At 71.7% G+C, this 18,330-nt stretch carries 19 protein-coding genes; 15 read left to right on the forward strand and 4 right to left on the reverse strand.

The genetic code is table 11. From position 1 onward, the window contains the following. Positions 1 to 3: 3 nt before the first annotated feature. Positions 4 to 525: a DUF4232 domain-containing protein gene (locus tag E3N83_RS01020; RefSeq protein WP_151081572.1), complete on the reverse strand. Its 522-nt coding sequence runs from the start codon at positions 523 to 525 to the stop codon at positions 4 to 6. A 262-nt stretch (positions 526 to 787) separates the two neighbouring features. Between E3N83_RS01020 and rplU the strand changes: the two genes are divergently transcribed. The 12 genes from rplU (at position 788) to E3N83_RS01080 (ending at position 11,252) form a co-directional block, all read left to right on the forward strand. Then, positions 788 to 1,090, forward strand: coding sequence for a 50S ribosomal protein L21 (gene rplU, locus E3N83_RS01025; protein WP_151081573.1), 303 nt, complete (start codon positions 788 to 790; stop codon positions 1,088 to 1,090). Positions 1,091 to 1,142: 52 nt separating this feature from the next. Further along, positions 1,143 to 1,397, forward strand: a complete 255-nt coding sequence (rpmA, locus tag E3N83_RS01030) for a 50S ribosomal protein L27 (protein WP_151081574.1) — start codon at positions 1,143 to 1,145, stop codon at positions 1,395 to 1,397. A gap of 92 nt (positions 1,398 to 1,489) precedes the next feature. Further along, positions 1,490 to 3,019 (forward strand): GTPase ObgE, encoded by a 1,530-nt coding sequence (gene obgE, locus E3N83_RS01035; RefSeq protein WP_151081575.1) that lies wholly within the window; start codon positions 1,490 to 1,492, stop codon positions 3,017 to 3,019. After that, on the forward strand, positions 3,016 to 4,143 hold the full coding sequence (proB, locus tag E3N83_RS01040) for a glutamate 5-kinase (RefSeq protein WP_151081576.1): 1,128 nt from the start codon (positions 3,016 to 3,018) through the stop codon (positions 4,141 to 4,143). The genes obgE and proB overlap by 4 nt, the downstream gene beginning before the upstream one ends. A 66-nt stretch (positions 4,144 to 4,209) precedes the next feature. Then, complete coding sequence (locus E3N83_RS19375) at positions 4,210 to 5,196, forward strand: hypothetical protein (protein WP_191907899.1); 987 nt, start codon at positions 4,210 to 4,212, stop codon at positions 5,194 to 5,196. 58 nt (positions 5,197 to 5,254) lie between these two features. Then, positions 5,255 to 6,226: a zinc metalloprotease gene (locus E3N83_RS01055; protein ID WP_151081579.1), complete on the forward strand. Its 972-nt coding sequence runs from the start codon at positions 5,255 to 5,257 to the stop codon at positions 6,224 to 6,226. Between the two features lie 35 nt (positions 6,227 to 6,261). Next, positions 6,262 to 6,945, forward strand: coding sequence for a nucleotidyltransferase domain-containing protein (locus E3N83_RS01060; protein ID WP_151081580.1), 684 nt, complete (start codon positions 6,262 to 6,264; stop codon positions 6,943 to 6,945). 35 nt (positions 6,946 to 6,980) lie between these two features. After that, positions 6,981 to 8,180, forward strand: a complete 1,200-nt coding sequence (locus E3N83_RS01065; protein ID WP_151081581.1) for a cysteine desulfurase family protein — start codon at positions 6,981 to 6,983, stop codon at positions 8,178 to 8,180. Then, a complete protein-coding gene (gene mnmA / locus E3N83_RS01070) occupies positions 8,177 to 9,286 on the forward strand; it encodes a tRNA 2-thiouridine(34) synthase MnmA (protein WP_151081582.1) in 1,110 nt (369 codons plus the stop codon). The genes E3N83_RS01065 and mnmA overlap by 4 nt, the downstream gene beginning before the upstream one ends. Next, complete coding sequence (locus tag E3N83_RS01075; RefSeq protein ID WP_151081583.1) at positions 9,283 to 10,266, forward strand: methionine synthase; 984 nt, start codon at positions 9,283 to 9,285, stop codon at positions 10,264 to 10,266. Before mnmA ends, E3N83_RS01075 begins: the two co-directional genes overlap by 4 nt. 37 nt (positions 10,267 to 10,303) lie before the next feature. Continuing rightward, positions 10,304 to 10,600, forward strand: a complete 297-nt coding sequence (locus E3N83_RS19380) for a hypothetical protein (RefSeq protein WP_191908076.1) — start codon at positions 10,304 to 10,306, stop codon at positions 10,598 to 10,600. A gap of 10 nt (positions 10,601 to 10,610) precedes the next feature. After that, positions 10,611 to 11,252: an O-methyltransferase gene (locus E3N83_RS01080; protein ID WP_202879291.1), complete on the forward strand. Its 642-nt coding sequence runs from the start codon at positions 10,611 to 10,613 to the stop codon at positions 11,250 to 11,252. Between the two features lie 63 nt (positions 11,253 to 11,315). Here the strand turns inward: E3N83_RS01080 and E3N83_RS01085 are convergent, their stop codons facing one another. Then, positions 11,316 to 12,989, reverse strand: a complete 1,674-nt coding sequence (locus tag E3N83_RS01085; RefSeq protein ID WP_151081584.1) for an MFS transporter — start codon at positions 12,987 to 12,989, stop codon at positions 11,316 to 11,318. A gap of 31 nt (positions 12,990 to 13,020) precedes the next feature. Continuing rightward, positions 13,021 to 13,614, reverse strand: a complete 594-nt coding sequence (locus tag E3N83_RS01090) for a TetR/AcrR family transcriptional regulator (protein WP_151081585.1) — start codon at positions 13,612 to 13,614, stop codon at positions 13,021 to 13,023. Positions 13,615 to 14,076: 462 nt separating this feature from the next. Here E3N83_RS01090 and E3N83_RS01095 point away from each other — a divergent pair, with 462 nt between their 5' ends. Both E3N83_RS01095 and E3N83_RS01100 read left to right on the forward strand, forming a co-directional pair. Beyond that, positions 14,077 to 14,523, forward strand: a complete 447-nt coding sequence (locus tag E3N83_RS01095) for a hypothetical protein (RefSeq protein ID WP_151081586.1) — start codon at positions 14,077 to 14,079, stop codon at positions 14,521 to 14,523. Continuing rightward, positions 14,523 to 15,413, forward strand: coding sequence for an HNH endonuclease signature motif containing protein (locus E3N83_RS01100; RefSeq protein WP_151081587.1), 891 nt, complete (start codon positions 14,523 to 14,525; stop codon positions 15,411 to 15,413). The genes E3N83_RS01095 and E3N83_RS01100 overlap by 1 nt, the downstream gene beginning before the upstream one ends. Before the next feature lie 5 nt (positions 15,414 to 15,418). Here E3N83_RS01100 and E3N83_RS01105 read toward each other — a convergent pair whose 3' ends face one another. Then, a complete protein-coding gene (locus E3N83_RS01105) occupies positions 15,419 to 16,051 on the reverse strand; it encodes an alpha/beta fold hydrolase (RefSeq protein ID WP_151081588.1) in 633 nt (210 codons plus the stop codon). A gap of 180 nt (positions 16,052 to 16,231) precedes the next feature. Here E3N83_RS01105 and ligA point away from each other — a divergent pair, with 180 nt between their 5' ends. Next, on the forward strand, positions 16,232 to 18,316 hold the full coding sequence (gene ligA, locus E3N83_RS01110) for an NAD-dependent DNA ligase LigA (RefSeq protein WP_151081589.1): 2,085 nt from the start codon (positions 16,232 to 16,234) through the stop codon (positions 18,314 to 18,316). The last annotated feature ends 14 nt before the right edge of the window (positions 18,317 to 18,330 follow it).

The following is an 18,330-nucleotide window of genomic DNA, read 5'->3' on the forward strand; positions in this document are numbered from 1 at the left end:
CCCTCAGGGCCGACGCAGCGGCTTGATGAACATCAGCTTGATGTGCCGGTTGCGGCAGCCCACGTGCGGGTGGGCGACGAACTTCGCCTGGGTGGAGTTCGGCACGTAGACCCGGAAGCCGTCGACGTGGGCCGGGTGGCAGCGGGCCTTCGGGAAGTTGAGGGCGTTCACCTCGTCGAGGGGGCTGCGCAGCCGCTGCCCCGCGGTGAGGACGTACGACGCGACGGCCGCGGCGTCGGTGCGTACGGCGGGTGCCCCGATCTGGGTGCCGTTGCCGTCGCCGACGTAGGAGACCCCGGGGTAGCCGGCAGTGCGGCAGGCGTGGCCGGAGGTGTTGCGCAGCACGATCCAGCCGAAGCTGTGGCCGGCGCCGTTGTCGGAGTGGTGGTAGGCGGCGGTGAGGTCGCCGGCGGTGCAGGACGGTGCCGCGCTCGCGGCGGCGGCGGGCAGGGACGCGAGGGCGCCGCCCCCGGCCAGCGCGAGCGCGGCGAGGCCGGCGGAGAACCGGCGGGTGGACGGGAACATGTGGGACCCCCTGGTCGGCACGACCGGCGGCGCTCGCCGGTCACTGATGAGATGCAGGTCAGGAGGCGAAAGGTTGCCTGCGCGGACATGGCGATCGCCCCGGCGTCCCGAATTGCTGGTGGTGTCGGCATCCGCGTACGATGGACCCTCGGTGCGCTGTGGTGTACCCGCTGCCCGGCCGCTCGCCCCGCTCCGCTCGGAGTCGTGGGTGGCTGTGGGCCGGCAGACCAGAAGTTTTCACGAACCAACGAAGGAGACCGCGGTGTACGCGATCGTGCGCGCTGGCAGCAAGCAGCAGAAGGTTGCCGTGGGCGACGTCATCGAGATCGACAAGACCAACGCAGCCGTGGGCGACACGCTCACGCTGCCGGTCGTGATGACCGTCGATGGCGAGACCGTGACCGCGACCGGTCTCGACAAGGCGGGCGTGACGGTCGAGGTGCTCGGCGCCACCAAGGGCCCCAAGATCATCATCCAGAAGTACAAGAACAAGACCGGCTACAAGAAGCGCCAGGGTCACCGTCAGAAGTACACCCAGGTCAAGGTCACCGACATCTCCCTCTGAGCCCCGGCTCTGATCTCGACAAGCTCGATCAGCGGACTAAAGGACTGAACTCATGGCACACAAGAAGGGTGCGGCCTCGACCAAGAACGGTCGGGACTCCAACTCCCAGCGCCTCGGCGTGAAGCGGTACGGCGGCCAGCTGGTCAACGCCGGCGAGATCATCGTCCGGCAGCGTGGCACCCACTTCCACCCGGGCACCGGCGTGGGTCGCGGTGGCGACGACACCCTGTTCGCGCTGGTCGCGGGCAACGTGGAGTTCGGCACGCGTCGCGGTCGCCGCGTCATCAACATCGTCCCGTCGGAGTAGGTCTCCGCGGACCACTCGAAGGGCGTCCCCGGCCTCGGGGCCGCCCTTCGTCCATTTGATCTCGACAAGCCCGATCGGCGGTTTGATTCACCATGGCGGTTCCGACGTTCGTCGACCGGGTGACGTTGCACGTCGCCGCGGGGCGGGGCGGCAACGGCGTCGCGTCGGTGCACCGGGAGAAGTTCAAGCCCCTGGGTGGCCCGGACGGCGGCAACGGCGGCCCGGGCGGCTCGATCATCCTGCGGGTCGACCCCGACGTGACCACGTTGCTCGACTACCACCACAGCTCGCGGCGGGTGGCCGAGCACGGCGGCCACGGCGCGGGTGCCCACAAGAACGGCTCTCACGGCGCGGACCTCGTGCTGGCGGTGCCCGACGGCACGGTGGTCTCGCGGGTCGGCGGCGAGGTGCTGGCCGACCTGGTGGGCGCCGGCACCGAGCTGGTGGTCGCCCAGGGCGGTCGCGGCGGCCTCGGCAACGCCGCGCTGGCCAGCTCCAAGCGCAAGGCGCCCGGCTTCGCCCTGCTCGGCGAGCCCGGCGACGAGCTGGACATCAGCCTCGAGCTCAAGGTGGTCGCCGACATCGGGCTGGTCGGCTATCCGAGTGCCGGGAAGTCCAGCCTGATCGCGGCGATCTCACGGGCCCGGCCCAAGATCGCCGACTACCCCTTCACGACGCTCGTGCCCAACCTCGGGGTGGTCACCGGCGGCGACACCACCTTCACCGTCGCGGACGTGCCGGGCCTGATCGAGGGGGCCAGCGAGGGTCGCGGCCTGGGCCACGAGTTCCTGCGTCACGTCGAGCGGTGCGCTGCCATCGTCCACGTCGTCGACATGATCACCATCGAGCCCGGGCGCAACCCCGAGGACGACCTGGCGGTGATCGAGCACGAGCTGGCGTCGTACGGCGGGCTCGACGACCGCCCGCGCCTGGTCGCCCTGAACAAGATCGACGTGCCCGACGGCCGCGAGATGGCCGAGATCGTCCGGGCCGACCTCGAGAGCCAGGGGCACCGCGTGTTCGCGGTCAGCGCCGCCTCGGGTGAGGGCCTGCGCGAGCTGACCTTCGCGATGGCCGAGATCGTGCAGGCGGCGCGCGCCGACCGAACCGAGGCGGCCGCCGAGCGGATCGTGCTCCGGCCGCCCGCCGTCGACGGTGGCGGTGACTTCTCGGTGACCCAGTCGCCCGAGGGCTGGCGGGTGCGCGGCACCAAGCCCGAGCGCTGGGTGCGTCAGACCGACTTCAGCAACGACGAGGCGGTCGGCTTCCTGGCCGACCGGCTCAACCGGCTCGGCGTCGAGGCGAAGCTGGTCGAGCTCGGCGCCGTCGAGGGCGACGACGTCCTGATCGGCGACCCCGACAACGCGGTCGTCTTCGACTTCCGGCCCGGGATCGACGCGGGGGTCGAGCTGCTCAGCCGACGCGGTGAGGACCAGCGCTTCGAGGAGTCGCGGCCGGCGGCCCACCGCCGCCGCGCGATCCAGGAGGCGATGCCCGACCGCGCCGAGACCGAGACCCGGGCCGACGTGGCCCGTCGCCTCGACCGGGGTCCGGGCCCGACCAGCTACGAGATCGGCTCGGCCGACGACCCCGACCGCATCGAGAGCGACCCCGCGGAATGAGCCCGACCACCGCGCCGCGGCCGGAGGTGCTGGCCGCCCGCCGCGTGGTGGTCAAGGTCGGCTCGTCCAGCCTGACCACGACGGTGGGTGGGATCGACCCCGAGCGGGTACGCCGGCTGGTCGCGGCGCTGGCCGAGGCCCGGGCCCGCGGGGTCGAGGTCGTGCTGGTCTCCTCGGGCGCGATCGCCGCCGGACTGGCCCCGCTCGGGATGGCGCGACGCCCGCGTGCGCTCCCGGCGCAGCAGGCCGCCGCAGCCGTGGGCCAGGGGCTGCTGGTGCACCGCTACACCGAGGAGCTCGCCGACTACGGTCTGGTGGCCGGTCAGGTCCTGCTGACCGCCGACGACGTCACCCGACGTACGCACTACCGCAACGCCCACCAGACCCTGGCCAAGCTGCTCGATCTCGGGGTGCTCCCGATCGTCAACGAGAACGACACCGTGGCCACCAGCGAGATCCGCTTCGGCGACAACGACCGGCTCGCTGCCCTCGTGGCCCATCTCGTCCACGCCGACCTGCTGGTCCTGCTCAGCGACGTCGAGGGCCTCTACGACGCCGACCCGACCGCCGCCGGGAGCTCGCTGGTTGCCGACGTGGCGCTGGCCGACGACCTGACCGAGGTGCGGGTCGGCCGCGCGAGCGGGGCCGGGCTGGGCACCGGGGGGATGCGCACCAAGCTCGATGCGGCCCGGATCGCCACCGGCGCCGGCATCCCGGTGGTGCTGGCCGCCGCGGCGCGCGCGGACGAGGCGCTCGCGGGCGGGGCCGTCGGCACGTTCTTCCATGCCGCGTCGCGGCGCCGGCCGACCCGGCTGCTCTGGCTGGCCCACGCCACCGAACCGCAGGGCGTGCTGCTCCTCGACGAAGGGGCGGTCCGGGCGGTCACCGAGCGCCGCGCCTCGCTGCTGGCGGCCGGACTGACCGGATCGACCGGCACCTTCGCCGCGGGCGACCCGGTCGACCTGGCCGGCCCCGACGGCACGCCGGTGGCCCGGGGCCTGGTCAACTTCGACTCCGGGGAGATCCCCAGCCTCGTGGGCCGGACCTCCGCCGATCTGCGCCGCGACCTCGGCACGGCGTACGAGCGCGAGGTCGTGCACCGCGACGACCTGGTGCTCCTGTGACGGTCGTGGCATCGTCCCGATCCGCCGGAAGCCGCAACCTGCCGGACTGAGGCAGGATGTGGCCCCATGACGACTCCTCGACGGCCCACCACATGGGTGGCCGGCTGCCTCACCGCCGCCGCGCTCCTCGTCACGTCCGGCCAGACGCCGACCCAGGCCGGCGTCGACGAAGGTCGCTGCGCCGACCGAGCCCCGATCCGGGCGTCGGCACTGAACCGCGACGGATCGATGGCCGGGTGCTCCTTGGTCGGCCGGGTCGTCTATGCCGGTCGAGTCTCGGTGGTCGTGCCGCCTCCGGGGATGACGGTGAGTGGCGAGGGCGTCGGTCGGCACGGTGCCGTGCCCGGCCTGCGCGTGACCAACACGGGTACCGGGGTCCGGGCCGTCGTCGGGAGGGCCGCGAGCGGTGAGCGCGTCGCCCATCGGGGGGCCAGCGCCCCGGCCTGCCAGGACCGAACCTTCCACCTCGAGCCGGGCGCCGACCCATGGGTCACCTCGCTGCGCTACAGCATCAACTTGAGCAAGGCGCCGGCGGATGCCCACCGGAAGACCCTCGTGGACCAGATCAAGGCCGCCAACGCCAACGTCCGCAAGGGCCGCAACACGTGCGGGAAACCGCACCTGGCAACCCCCGGCGCCCATTACCTGGGCCGGTCCGGCGTCCGCCCGCACATCACGTCGAGCTCGTCCTTCGTCTCTTGCGGCACCTACGACAAGAAGAACGTGGTCGCCTTCGGCAACCTGCCGGCCGGGCTGCTCGGCTGGACCTGCAACTGGTCCTCCGGCAGCACGCACCTGTCCGCCGCGGACATCTTGATGGACAACGGTGCATCGATGGCTACCCGGCTGCCGACGAACTGCCTCGACATCTGGGACTTCGAGGGCGTCGTGACCCACGAGATGGGTCACGTCTACGGGATGGCTCACACCGGCTCCGGGTCCGGCCACGACAACCTCACGATGCAACACGAGCTGACGCCGTGCTCGACGTACGCGCGCACGCTCGGCCTCGGTGACTGGCTCGGCATGAAGAAGATGTACGGCGTCCGCTGACCCGCGGCACTCCAGCCCGTTCACGTTTGGTCGGGTGAGGGTGGGGGAGGATCGACTCATGACGATCCTTCGCCGCACGTTCGCCCTCGTGGCCTGTCTCAGCACGGGCACCGTGCTGGCCGCCTCCCTCCAGACCGCCTCCTCCGCCCGCACCGTCGACGAACGCTGCATCGGCCGGGGTCCGATCCCGGCCGCGGCACTCGCCCACGGCTCGGGAGCCCTCGGCTGCTCGCTGGTCGGCCGCGTGGTCACCGCGGGCCGGGTCTCGGTTGTGGTGCCACCTGCGGGGGTCACCGTGGCCGGTGACGGCATCGGGCGGCACGGCGAGGTCACCGGCCTCCGGGTCGCCAACATCGGCAGCGACGTGCGGGCCGTGCTCGGCTCCGCCACCGGCAGCCAGGGAGCGGGTGCGGCGTCCGACCCGCCGGCCTGCCACGACCGCACCTTCCACCTCGAGGGGCACCGCTGGGCCACCTCGCTGCGCTACCGCGTCGCCCTCTCGAACGCGCCCCGGCGCTTCCACCACCGCATCCTGACCCGTCAGATCAAGGCCGCCGACGTCAACATGCGGTCCGGCCGCAACACGTGCGGCAAGCCGCACCTGCGCACCCCGGTGGGCCACTACCTCGGCCACACCTCCGCCCGGCCCAACATCAAGCCGGGCACCAGCGGCATCAAGTGCGGCGCCTACAACACCCACAACGTCGTCGGCTTCGGCCGCCTCCCGGGCGGGCTGCTGGGCTGGACCTGCTACTGGTACCTCAACCGCACCGGCCACATGGGCGCCGCCGACATCATGTTGGACACCGGCAAGGCCCTGACCACCAAGCTCCCGAGCCCGTGCACCAACCAGTGGGACTTCGAGGGGATCGTGACCCACGAGTTCGGGCACGCCTACGGCATGGGCCACACCGGCTCGGGGCACAGCCACCTCACCATGCAGCACGCCGCCACACCGTGCTCGACCTACGCCCGCACCCTGGGGATCGGCGACTGGCTCGGCATGAAGAAGATGTACGGCGCGAAGTGACCGGCCGGCTGTCCGAGTGCACCTAGGCTGCCTGCGTGCGTGAGCCGCTGCCGCGAAGCCCCGACGAGATCGCCGAGGACGAGTACTGGACCCACCTCTACGGGCCCTGGGAGGCCCTCGACCTCGACGGTGCGATCGGGTTCTTCGAGGGCTTCGACCGGCAGTGGTGGCTGGTCGGCGGCTGGGCGATCGAGGCGTTCACCGCCGCTCCTCGCGAGCACGAGGACATCGACGTCTCGGTGCTGGCATGCGACGTCCCGGCGCTCCGGGAGTTCGTCGGCGACCGCTGGCACCTGTGGTCGCTCGTCGAGGGTCGGATCGCTCCGCTGACCCGGGTGCGTCCCGACCTTCCGGCTCCTGACGCCCAGATCTGGGTACGCCGTCACGCCCGCGCGCCGTGGGTGATGGACCTGCCGGTCACCCCCGACGCCGACGGTCTCTGGCAGAACAAGAAGGACCACGACCACGTCGCCCCGCTCGACGAGGTCACCTGGCTGACCAACGAGGGCGTGCGGGTGCTCAACCCCGAGATCGTGCTGATGTTCAAGGCCCGGCTGGACCGGCTCAAGGACCGCCGCGACCTGGCGCGGACCCTGCCCCTGCTCGGCGGTGAGCAGCGCAGGTGGCTGCACGACGTCGTACGCCGGCTGTTCCCCGAGCACCCCTGGCTACCGGAGCTCGCCGAGCTGCCACCCGACCCTGCGCAGTCGCCGGGTTAGCACCGTCACACCCGGAGCCGTACGCTGGGTGGGACATGCACGACGCGCCCGAGACCCTGCCGACCCAGCAGACCGTCTACCTCGACCACGCCGCGACCACGCCGATGCTCCCGGCCGCGCTCGAGGTGATGACGACGCATCTGCGCGACGTCGGCAACCCCTCGTCGCTGCACGCCAGTGGTCGCGCGGCTCGGCGGATCGTGGAGGAGTCGCGGGAGACGATCGCGCAGGCGCTGAACTGCCGCCCGGGCGAGGTGGTCTTCACCTCCGGTGGCACCGAGGCCGACAACCTCGCGCTCAAGGGCCTCTACTGGTCGCGGCACGACGCCGATCCGGCCCGGGTCCGGATCCTCTCGTCGTCGGTGGAGCACCACGCGGTGCTCGACGCCCTGCACTGGTTGGCGACCGAGGAGCAGGCGGTCGTCGAGCTGGTCCCGGTGGACGCCCACGGCGTGCTCGACCTCGACGCGCTCCGGGCCGGCGTCGCCAGCGACCCCGGCAGCGTGGCCCTGATCTCGGTGATGTGGGCCAACAACGAGGTCGGCACCATCCAGCCGATCGAGAAGATCGTGGCGATCGCCGCCGAGCACTCGATCCCGGTGCACACCGACGCGGTCCAGGCCGTCGGAGCGATCCCGGTCGACTTCGCCGCCAGTGGCGTGGATGCGCTGACCCTGACCGGGCACAAGCTCGGTGGTCCTTACGGCGTCGGGGCGCTGCTCGTGCGACGCGAGCTGTCGCTGACCCCGCTGCTGCACGGTGGCGGCCAGGAGCGCGACATCCGCAGCGGAACCCTCGACATGCCCGCGATCGCCGGCTTCGCCGCCGCGGTCGAGCACGCGGTCAAGGCACAGCCCGAGTACGCCGAGCGGGTCTCCGCCCTGCGCGACGACCTCGTGCGCCGGGTCGTCGAGGTGGTCCCCGACGCGCATGTGCACGGCGACCTGGTGCAGCGTCTGCCGGGCAACGCCCACCTCGGCTTCCCCGACTGCGAGGGCGACTCGCTGCTGATGCTGCTCGACGCCCGCGGCATCGAGTGCTCCACCGGCTCGGCGTGCTCCGCGGGCGTGCCGCAGGCGTCCCACGTGCTGCTGGCGATGGGCCTCGACGACGAGGGTGCCCGGCACTCGCTGCGGTTCACCCTCGGTCGCACGTCGACGCCGGCCGATGTCGACGCGCTGGTCGAGGCGATCGGTGCCTGTGTCGAGCGCGCGCGGGGAGCCCGCGACCGATGAAGGTCATCGCCGCGATGTCGGGCGGCGTCGACTCGGCGGTCGCTGCCGCGCGTGCGGTCGAGGCCGGCCACGACGTCACGGGCATCCACCTGGCCCTCTCGCGCAACCCGGCGTCGTACCGCTCGGGGGCGCGCGGCTGCTGCACCCTCGAGGACGCCAACGACGCGCGCCGGGCGGCCGACGTGATCGGGATCCCGTTCTACGTCTGGGACCTGTCCGAGCGGTTCCACGAGGACGTCGTCGTGGACTTCATGGACGAGTACGCCGCCGGCCGCACCCCCAACCCGTGCCTGCGGTGCAACGAGAAGATCAAGTTCGCCGCCGTGCTCGACCGGGCGCTGGGGCTCGGCTTCGAGGCCGTGGCCACCGGCCACTACGCGCAGCTGCGCACCGCAGCCGACCGCACGGTCGAGCTGCACCGGGCGGTCGACCACGACAAGGACCAGTCCTACGTGCTCGGGGTGCTCACCCAGGACCAGCTGCGGCACTCGCTGTTCCCCCTCGGCGACACCACCAAGACCGAGATCCGCGCCGAGGCGGCCGAGCGCGGGCTGCTGGTCGCGGAGAAGCCGGACTCGCACGACATCTGCTTCGTCTCCGACGGCGACAATGCCGGCTGGCTGCGGGAGAAGCTGGGGGAGCGGGCGCCCAACCACGGCGGAGCGATCGTCGACGCCTCGTCGGGGCAGGAGCTCGGGCGGCACGACGGCACCTACGGGTTCACCATCGGGCAGCGGCGCGGGCTCCGACTCGGCACTCCGGCGGCCGACGGGAAGCCGCGCTTCGTGCTCGACATCGAGCCGGTCTCGGGCACGGTCACCGTCGGCCCTCGCGACGCGCTGACCGTCGACCGGATCGACGCCGACCGGCCTCGCTGGTGCGGCGCGGTCCCCACGTCGTACCCCGTCTCGGTGGGGGTGCAGCTGCGCGCTCACGGAGCAGAGCACCGCGCGCGGCTCACCGTGTCCGGAGACCGGGTCGCTGTCGAGCTGCTGGAGCCGGCGCAGGGGGTCGCGCCGGGACAGGCCGCGGTGATCTATGACGGAACCCGGGTGCTGGGCTCGGCCACGATCGTGGCCACCAGCCGCATCGGCGCCGACGCGTGACGGCCGCGACCGGGGTCGGTTCCTGGCCGGGCGACGACGCGCGCGACTACGGCGAAGCGGTGCGGGTCGTGCTCGGCGAGGTACCGGAGCTGCCGCACCTGCCCGAGCTGCCCGCCCGCGGTCCGGGCGCGACGATGGTCGGTCGCGCGCTGGCCATGATCGGTGACCTCTCCTTCGACCTCCAGCCCGCCGGATGGCGGCTTACCGACCGCCCGGGCATCGACCACCGGCGCGCGCGGTCGCTGCTGCTCCAGGACCTCGACGCGCTGGAGGAGCGGGCCCAGCACCTCGAGGGCGTGTTCAAGATCCAGGTGGCCGGACCGTGGACGTTGGCCGCAGCGGTGGAGCGCCCGCGCGGCGACAAGATCCTGGCCGACCACGGTGCCCGGCGCGAGCTGGCCCAGGCGCTGGCCGAGGGCGTGGCCGACCATCTGCACGACGTGCGCGGCCGGGTCGGAGCCGCCCGGATCGTGGTGCAGGTCGACGAGCCGTCGCTGCCCTCGGTCCTGGCCGGAGCAGTACCGACGGCCTCGGGCTTCGGACGGCACCGGGTCGTGCATCCGCCCGAGGCGTCCGACGCCCTGGAATGGGTGCTGGGCGCCGCCGGGGTCGAGCCTTGGGTGCACTCCTGCGCCCTGAGCGTGCCGTGGCAGCTGGTCCGCGGCGCCGGAGCGCGCGGGCTGAGCGCCGACCTGGCGATGCTCGACGCGGATGACATCGACGTCTTCGCCGAGGCGCTCGACGCGGGCGAGACGGTGGTCCTGGGCGTCGTACCCTCGACAGAGCCGGCCCACCCGCCGACCGCGACCGGGCTCACCGAGCAGGTGCTGCGCTGGCTCGACATGACCGGGTTGGACCCGGAGGCGGTCTCGGAGCGCCTCGTGCTCACGCCCGCCTGCGGGCTGGCCGGTGCGTCGCCGGCATGGGCGCGGCGGGCGCTGGCACTGTGTCACGAGGCGGCGACCAACCTCTCGGGCTGATCGTGCAACCCGTCCGGTCGCCGACCTCGTTCTCGGGGTGGCAGCACCCCGGACGACGACCGCGGCGAGGTGTTCGTGCAGCCGGCCACGCGCGCTCCCCCCAGACGGGTCCGCGTGCCGCTCGACCCGGGCTGCCGCCTGCGACCTGCCCCACCTGTCGTTCGCCGGCGACACCCTGCTCTTCCAGGCGAACGAGCTGCCGCTGCGCTACGACCTCGTCACCGGCAGTCTGTCCCGGCTCGGCGCCCCCGGGGCCAGCTCTGTCCTGGGCCTGGGGCGCTACGTCCTCTGGTACGACGCCGACGGCGGGCACGTGGCGGAGCTCGCTCAGTAACCTGAGCCGCATGGACATCGTCAGCCCTGCCATCAACGACTACCTGCTCGCCCACTCCGAGCCCGCCGACGACGTGCTGCGCGACCTCGCCGAGGAGACGCACCGCGAGCTGGCCGGACAGTCCGGGATGCAGATCTCCCACGACGAGGGCGAGCTGCTGACCATGCTGGTCCGCCTGGTCGGGGCCCGGCGGGCGGTCGAGGTCGGCACCTTCACCGGCTACTCCTCGATCTGCATCGCCCGTGGGCTGCCCGACGACGGGCACCTGCTGTGCTGCGACGTGAGCGAGGAGTTCACCTCGGTGGCCCGGCGCTACTGGGAGCGGGCCGGGCTGGCCGGGCGGATCTCGCTGGAGCTCGGACCGGCGCTGGAGACGCTGCGTGCCCTGCCGCCGGGGCGCGACCTCGACTTCGCCTTCATCGATGCCGACAAGACCGGCTACGCGGCGTACTTCGAGGAGATCGTCACCCGAGTCCGCCCGGGGGGTCTGGTCGTGCTCGACAACATGCTCCGGGACGGCCGGGTACTCGAGCCGCGGAACGACGACGACCGGGCCATCCACGCCCTCAACGAGGCGCTGCTCGCCGACGACCGCGTGGACGTCGTCCTCCTCCCGGTCCGCGACGGCGTCAGCCTGGCCCGGGTGCGCTGAGCCGGCCCGGACGCGACGATGCCCCCGGGAGCACCCGGGGGCATCGCGTCGTACGACGTGCGGTCAGCCGACGTGGACACCCTCCGGGGCGTCCGTGGCCAGCTCCTCGTGCTTGACGTCGAGGAAGATCCACACCACGGCAGACCCGGCCAGCATCATGAAGACGCCGACGAGGAACGCGTGGGTGGCCCCGGTCGGGAACCCGCCGATGTAGGCGAGCAGCCCGGCCAGCTGCTGCGGCGTGCTCACGTCCAGCTTGGACATCAACCCCTGGGTGATCTGCGGGTTGAGCGACGACAGACCCTGGCCGATGGTCGGTGCGATCGAGCTGATGTGAGCGTTGGTGAAGTGGCTGCCCACGGTCGACAGCGTCGCCAGACCGAGCGCGCCGCCGACCTGCTGCATGGTGTTCAGCACGCCCGAGCCGACGCCGGAGTCCTCGGCACGCACGTGGTGCACCGCGGTCAGGGTCAGCGGCACGAACACCGCGCCCATGCCCAGCGCCATCAGGCACACGAAGGGCAGGATCTGCGTCCAGTAGTTGACGCCCGCGCCGATCGTGGTACCGGTGCTGACCGCGTGGAGCACGTCGGCGCCACTGTCCGGGACGGTGAGGCGGGAGAACCCGTACAACGCCACCGAGGCCATCAGGGTGCCGACGCCGGCGAGGTAGCGCGGGTCGATCCGGTTGGCCAGGCTGGACACGATCCCGGCGCTGATGATGATGCAGATGCTGAACGGCAGGAACGCGAACCCGGCCTTGAGCGGGCTGTAGCCCATGACGTTCTGGATGAACAGGCTCAGGAAGAAGAACATCGAGAACATCGCGGCCGGCAGCAGCGCCATCGCCACGAAGCTCGCGGCGCGGGTGCGGTTCATGAAGATCCGGAACGGGAGCAAGGGGTGCTCGACCCGGCTCTCGACCAGGAAGAACAGCACCAGCAGGACGACCGCTGCCACGAGGCTGGCGATGGTCAGGCCGTCGCTCCACCCGTACGCCGCGTTGCCGGCCCGGGTGAGCCCGTAGACGAGCGAGAGCAGACCGGCGGTACCGGCGACCGCGCCCGGGACGTCGAGCTGACCGGGGTGCGACTCGGACTCGTTGAGGAACCTCGGCGCGAGCAGCGCCGCGATGATGCCGATCGGAACGTTGATCAGGAAGGTCAGGCGCCAGCCGTCCTGGGGGTTGAACATGTGCACGTCCAGCCCGGTCAGCCAGCCACCGAGGATCAGCCCGACCGCGGCACCGGCGCCCGACATCGCGGCGTACACCGCGAAGGCACGGTTGCGCGCAGGGCCGGCGGGGAACGTCGTGGTGATCAGCGCCAGCGCGGCCGGTGAGGCCAGGGCGGCGCCGAGTCCCTGAAGTCCTCGCGCAGCCAGCAGCAGCGACTCGCTCTGCGCGAGCCCGCCGAGCAGCGAGGCGACGGCGAACACAGTCAGGCCGACCATGAAGACCTTGCGGCGACCGTAGAGGTCACCGAGCCTTCCGCCCAGCAGCAGCAGGCCGCCGAACGAGAGGGAGTAGCCGGTGACGATCCAGGTCAGGTTCGTCCCGGACATGTGGAGGTCCTTGCCGATGTACGGCAGGGCGATGTTGGCGATCGTGGCGTCGAGCACCACCATCAGCTGGGCGATGCAGATCAGCACCAAGGCCCAGCCGAGGTGCTGCTTCTTGCCCTCGGTCTCGGTCGTCGCGGGCCCGGAGGCCTCGACGGCATCGGTCAGTTCTGACATGAGCTTCTTCCTTGTGGTGTGGTGGTGGTGTTCACGCCTGCGTCGGTCGGACGGCCGGCAGGATGATCTGGTCGATGACCCTCTCGATCAGGGAGGGCCCGGGCTGCTCGCCCATGACGAAGAGTCGGTGGAGGACGATCCCGGCCAGGGCCGGGGCGATCAGGTCGAGATCCAGGTCGGCCCGGATCTCGCCTCGGTCGTGGGCGCGCTGGAACACCGTGCGCGACAGTTGCGACTTGGGCAGCAGCACGCGGGTGCGGAACTCGTGGGCGAACTCCGGGTCCGTGGACAGAGCCGTCATCACGGCCCCGAAGGTGGCCATGCTGTCGTGGTCGGTGAGCCCGCCCATGCCGCAGAAGGCCTCCAGCAGGTCGCTGCGCAGGTCGCCGGTGTCGGGTACCGCGGGGGTGGTCTTCTGCGAGGCGAGCCCGTCCACGACCAGGGTGGCCTTGGAGTTCCAGCGTCGGTAGAGCGTCGCCTTGGACGCCTTCGCGCGCTGGGCGACCGCATCCATGGTGAGCCGGTCGTAGCCGACCTCACCGAGGACCTCGAGCGCGGCGTCGAGGATCTCCTGCTCCCGGTCACCCTCGACCCGGGGGCGGAGCGCGGCTTCTGCGGGTGTCATGCGGCCTCTGTCTCCCTCGTGGATGAAACGAAACGGTTTCGTTCCGTCGAGGACGGTAGCGCACCTCCGGCGATGAAACAACTCCGTTTCATCTGGGCCGAACCACGAGTCCTCCGGATCTGTTCCGGGGCCAGGACACAATCCGGCAACAACCCGGGGGCCGATCGCGCCTGGTGGTCGAGCGGAGTCGAGACCACGCCTCGCGGACCGGCTGTGGGTCGCGACCCCTGACCGAGGGGGCGTGGTTGCGGCCGGCTTCTGGTTGCGGTGCCTCCGCAGGTCTGCCGGGTGGTACGGCGTCGTCCGGCTGTTGAGTGTGCTCGGGTGGGCTGCGGTTGACCTCACTCGGGCGTGTGGACGATAAACGGGCCGATAAAAGAGTTTCTGTGGATCATCTCGGATCGTGGGATAACCCCTGTGGATATCACATCGAATGTCGGTGGTTCCTGATTCGATTTTGCTATGTCGATCCACCGCCACGATGCTCCCGGCGCCACACCTGCGGGTGTGGTCGCCGAGCTGGTCGACCGGCTCCGGGAGCTGGGGGAGGTGCTCTGGTCGGCGCAGTCCGACGACACGTTGGTCGAGGTGGTCGAGGGTCTGCAGAGTCTGGCTTCGGCGGCTGCGGTGGTCGAGGCCGGCGCCCTGGTCGAGGCCGAGGCCCGCGACCTCGCAAGAGAGCGCCTGCACTTCGGGTCGACCGGTGACTGGGTCACCCACATGGCCGGGCTGCGCAAGGGGGAGGGGAAGCGGCGGCTGGCCCGGGCCAAGGCCCTGTCCGGGCCGCTGGGCCGGACCCGTGAGGCCTTGTTGGCCGGGGCCCTCTCACCGGGCCAGGCCGACCTGGTGGTCGACGCGGTCGAGGCCCTGCCGGGCGGGGAGTGGACCCGTTGGCGGGGGAGAAACTGATGCTGACCCACGCCGCCCGCCTGGACGCCACCGACCTGGCCAGGACCGGGCGGCATCTGGTCGAGGTCGTCGACCCCGACGCCGCCGACCGGCGCCTGGAAGCCGCGTTGGAGCGTGAGGAACGAGCCGCCCACCTCGGCCGGTTCCTGGCGATCACCGAGGACAGGGCGGGCGGGATGCGCATCAAGGGCTACGGCAGCGTCGAGGACGGTGCGGTCCTCCGGGCTGCGCTCCTCCCATTGACCGCACCCACTCCCGCATGCGCAGGTGCCGTGGACGACACCGGTCAGCCCTGCGGAGACCAGCAGGACCCGCGTGACCACGGCGCCCGGCTCTGGGACGCGCTGGTCCAGACCGCGCAACACGCCCTGGACACGGCACTGCCACCCGAGACCCACGGCACCCGACCCCGGCTCATCGTCACCCTCGACCACCAGACATTGAAGACCCAGCTCGAAGCCCACGGGGTCGCGACCACCGCCGACGGGCTCGACCTGCCCGCGGCCGTGGTCCGCCGACTGGCCTGCGACGCCGACCTGATCCCCGCCGTGCTCGGCGGCCGGGGTGAGGTCCTCGACGTCGGACGGACCCGACGGCTGGTCACCGCGGTGATCTGGATCGCCCTGGTCCTGCGCGACCGGCACTGCACCTTCCCCGGCTGCCACCGACCACCGTTGATGTGCCACGCCCACCACATCCACCACTGGCTCACCGGCGGGAAGACGTCACTTTCCAACCTCGCGCTGTTGTGCGGGCACCACCACCGAGTCATCCACCACACGCCCTGGCGAATACGACTCGACCCCGTCGACCAACGACCCGAATTCCTCCCACCACCCAAACCCGGAATCACACCAGCATGGATCCGATATCGACCACGAAAGGAATAGTGAATTCAGGACGTGACGATCCTGCGGACCCGGTCGAGGGTGAAGGAGTTCCAGGCGTGCACACCCCGGAGCAGGTAGTGGCCGCGGTCGCCCATGTCGGTGAACGACGCTGCGGCCGCCACAGCTCGGGCCCGGTCGACGTACGCGCGGGTGTCTCCGGCCTTCGTGATGTGGTCGCGCCGGCCGTGGGCGGCATGCAGCTCGCGACCGGTGAGGGCGTCGACGGGCTCGTCGGGCGGGAGCCAGGGCGCGAGGGCGACGACGCCCTGGACCAGGCGATGGTCTGCCGCCTGGCACGCCGTCCGGCCGCCCATCGAGTGCCCTACCAGCACGACCGGGACCTCGCCCACGTCGGCCAGCACCCGGTCGAGCGCCCAGCGGGCATCGGCCACCTTGTCGGCACCGTCGCCGTTCCAGCCCACCGTCCGGTAGCGCAGCAACCAGATGCCGACGCCACCGTCGTGCAGCGGCTGCTCGAGCGCCCGGGCCAGGCCCCGAGCGCGTCTCCACGACAGGCTCCGCCCGGTCACCGGGGCGCTCGACCGGTCCTTGCCGCCGTGCAGGACGAGGGCCAGGGCCTGGGTCTGCCCGGGTACGTCGTACCGCGTCAGGGTCGGCTCGCCGACGGGACGGGTCATCTGCTGCTCCACACGCTCGATTCGGACCCGATGCGCACCAGGATGGGTGGACGGGCACCACGCGTGAAGCGCACCGAGGCCAAGTTCAGCGACTACGGCGCCGCGCCGCCCATCGTGTCGGGCGCGCAAACCACGCCCCGATGCCGGACGTCTGTCGGCGCCGGTTGGCAGGATAGGCACATGGGCGAACCGCAGTCAGCGACTCCCGAGGCCAGGGAGCGGCACCGACAGCTGAGCGAGGAGGTCGAGGACGCGCGCTGGCGCTACTACGTGCTGGACGACCCGACCCTCGACGACGCCGACTTCGACCGGCGCCTGCGTGAGCTCGAGGCTCTCGAGGACGACTTCCCCGAGCTGCGCACGCCCGACTCGCCGACGCAGAAGGTCGGTGGGGCGGTGTCGACCGACTTCACGGCCGTCGACCACCTCCAGCGCATGGAGAGTCTCGACAACGCGTTCTCGCGCGAGGAGCTGGAGTCGTGGCACGCCCGGCTCGGGCGCGACGGCGTCGACGATCCGGCCCTGCTCTGCGAGCTCAAGGTGGACGGTCTGGCGATCAACCTGCTCTACGAGGGCGGTCGGCTGGTCCGGGCGCTGACCCGCGGCGACGGCCGTACCGGCGAGGACGTCACGCCCAACGTCCGCACCATCGGCGCCGTGCCCGACCGGCTGACCGGCAGCGACGAGCACCCGGTGCCGGAGCTGCTCGAGGTGCGCGGCGAGGTGTTCTTGCCGGTCCAGGCGTTCGAGCGTCTCAACGAGTCGCTGCTCGAGGCCGGCCGGCCGCCGTTCGCCAACCCGCGCAACTCCGCGGCCGGCTCCCTGCGCCAGAAGGACCCCCGGGTCACGGCCTCGCGCGACCTCGGGATGGTCTGCCACGGCATCGGGGCGCGCCGCGGCTTCGACCCGGTGTCGCAGTCGGCGGCGTACGACGCGCTGCGCAGCTGGGGGCTGCCGGTCTCCGACCAGGTCCGGGTGCTGCCGTCACTGGCGGAGGTGGAGGCGTTCATCGACGACGTGGGCGAGCGCCGGCACACCATCGTCCCCTACGAGATCGACGGCGTCGTGATCAAGGTCGACGACGTCTCGCTCCAGCGCCGGCTCGGCTCGACGTCGCGCGCGCCGCGTTGGGCGATCGCGTTCAAGTACCCGCCCGAGGAGGTCAACGCGAGGCTCCTCTCGATCGAGGTCAACACCGGCCGTACCGGCCGGGTGACGCCCTTCGGGGTGATGGAGCCGACCAAGGTGGCCGGCTCGACCGTGGAGCGCGCCACCCTGCACAACGCCTCCGAGGTGCAGCGCAAGGACGTCCGACCGGGCGACACCGTGGTGCTGCGCAAGGCCGGCGACGTGATCCCCGAGATCGTCGGGCCGGTGCTCGCGCTGCGGCCCGAGGGACTGGCTGCCTGGGTGATGCCCACCGAGTGCCCGTCCTGCGGCACCACCCTGGCCCAGCAGAAGGAGGGCGACAAGGACCTCCGCTGCCCCAACACCCGCGCCTGCCCGGCGCAGCTGCTCGACCGGGTCTACCACGTCGCCAGCCGGGGCGCCTTCGACATCGAGGGGCTCGGCTCAGAGGCCGCGCACGCCCTGCTCGACGCGGGTGTGATCACCAACGAGGGCGACGTGTTCGACCTCGACCGCGACAAGCTGCTGAAGACCGACCTGTTCACCCGGGCCGCGAAGAGGGGCGAGGACGGGCTCCAGCTCAGCGCCAACGGCGCCGGGCTGCTCGCCAACCTGGGTCAGCGCAAGCAGGTCCCCCTCTGGCGGGTGCTCGTGGCGCTCTCGATCCGGCACGTCGGGCCGACGGCCGCCCGCGCCCTGGCCACCGAGTTCGGCTCGATGGAGGCGATCCAGGCGGCGGACGAGTCCGAGCTGGCCGCTGCCGAGGGCGTCGGGCCGACCATCGCCGCGGCGGTGATCGAGTGGTTCACGGTCGACTGGCACGTCGACATCGTCGAGAAGTGGCGCGCCGCCGGCGTCTCGATGCGCGACGAGCGTGACGAGTCCGTCGCCCGCACCCTCGAGGGCCTGACCGTGGTGGTGACCGGCTCGCTGGTCGACTTCTCGCGCGACTCCGCCAAGGAGGCGATCGTCTCCCGCGGCGGGAAGGCGGCCGGATCGGTGTCGAATAACACCGACTACGTCGTGGTCGGTGACAACGCCGGGTCCAAGGCCGACAAGGCCGAGCAGCTCGGTGTCACGGTGCTCGACGAGGGTGGTTTCAAGGTGCTGCTCGAGCACGGGCCGACGGGGCTGTAGCGGCACTCGCGGCG

It is taken from the genome of Nocardioides cynanchi (assembly GCF_008761635.1).
Taxonomy (GTDB): Bacteria; Actinomycetota; Actinomycetes; order Propionibacteriales; family Nocardioidaceae; genus Nocardioides; species Nocardioides cynanchi.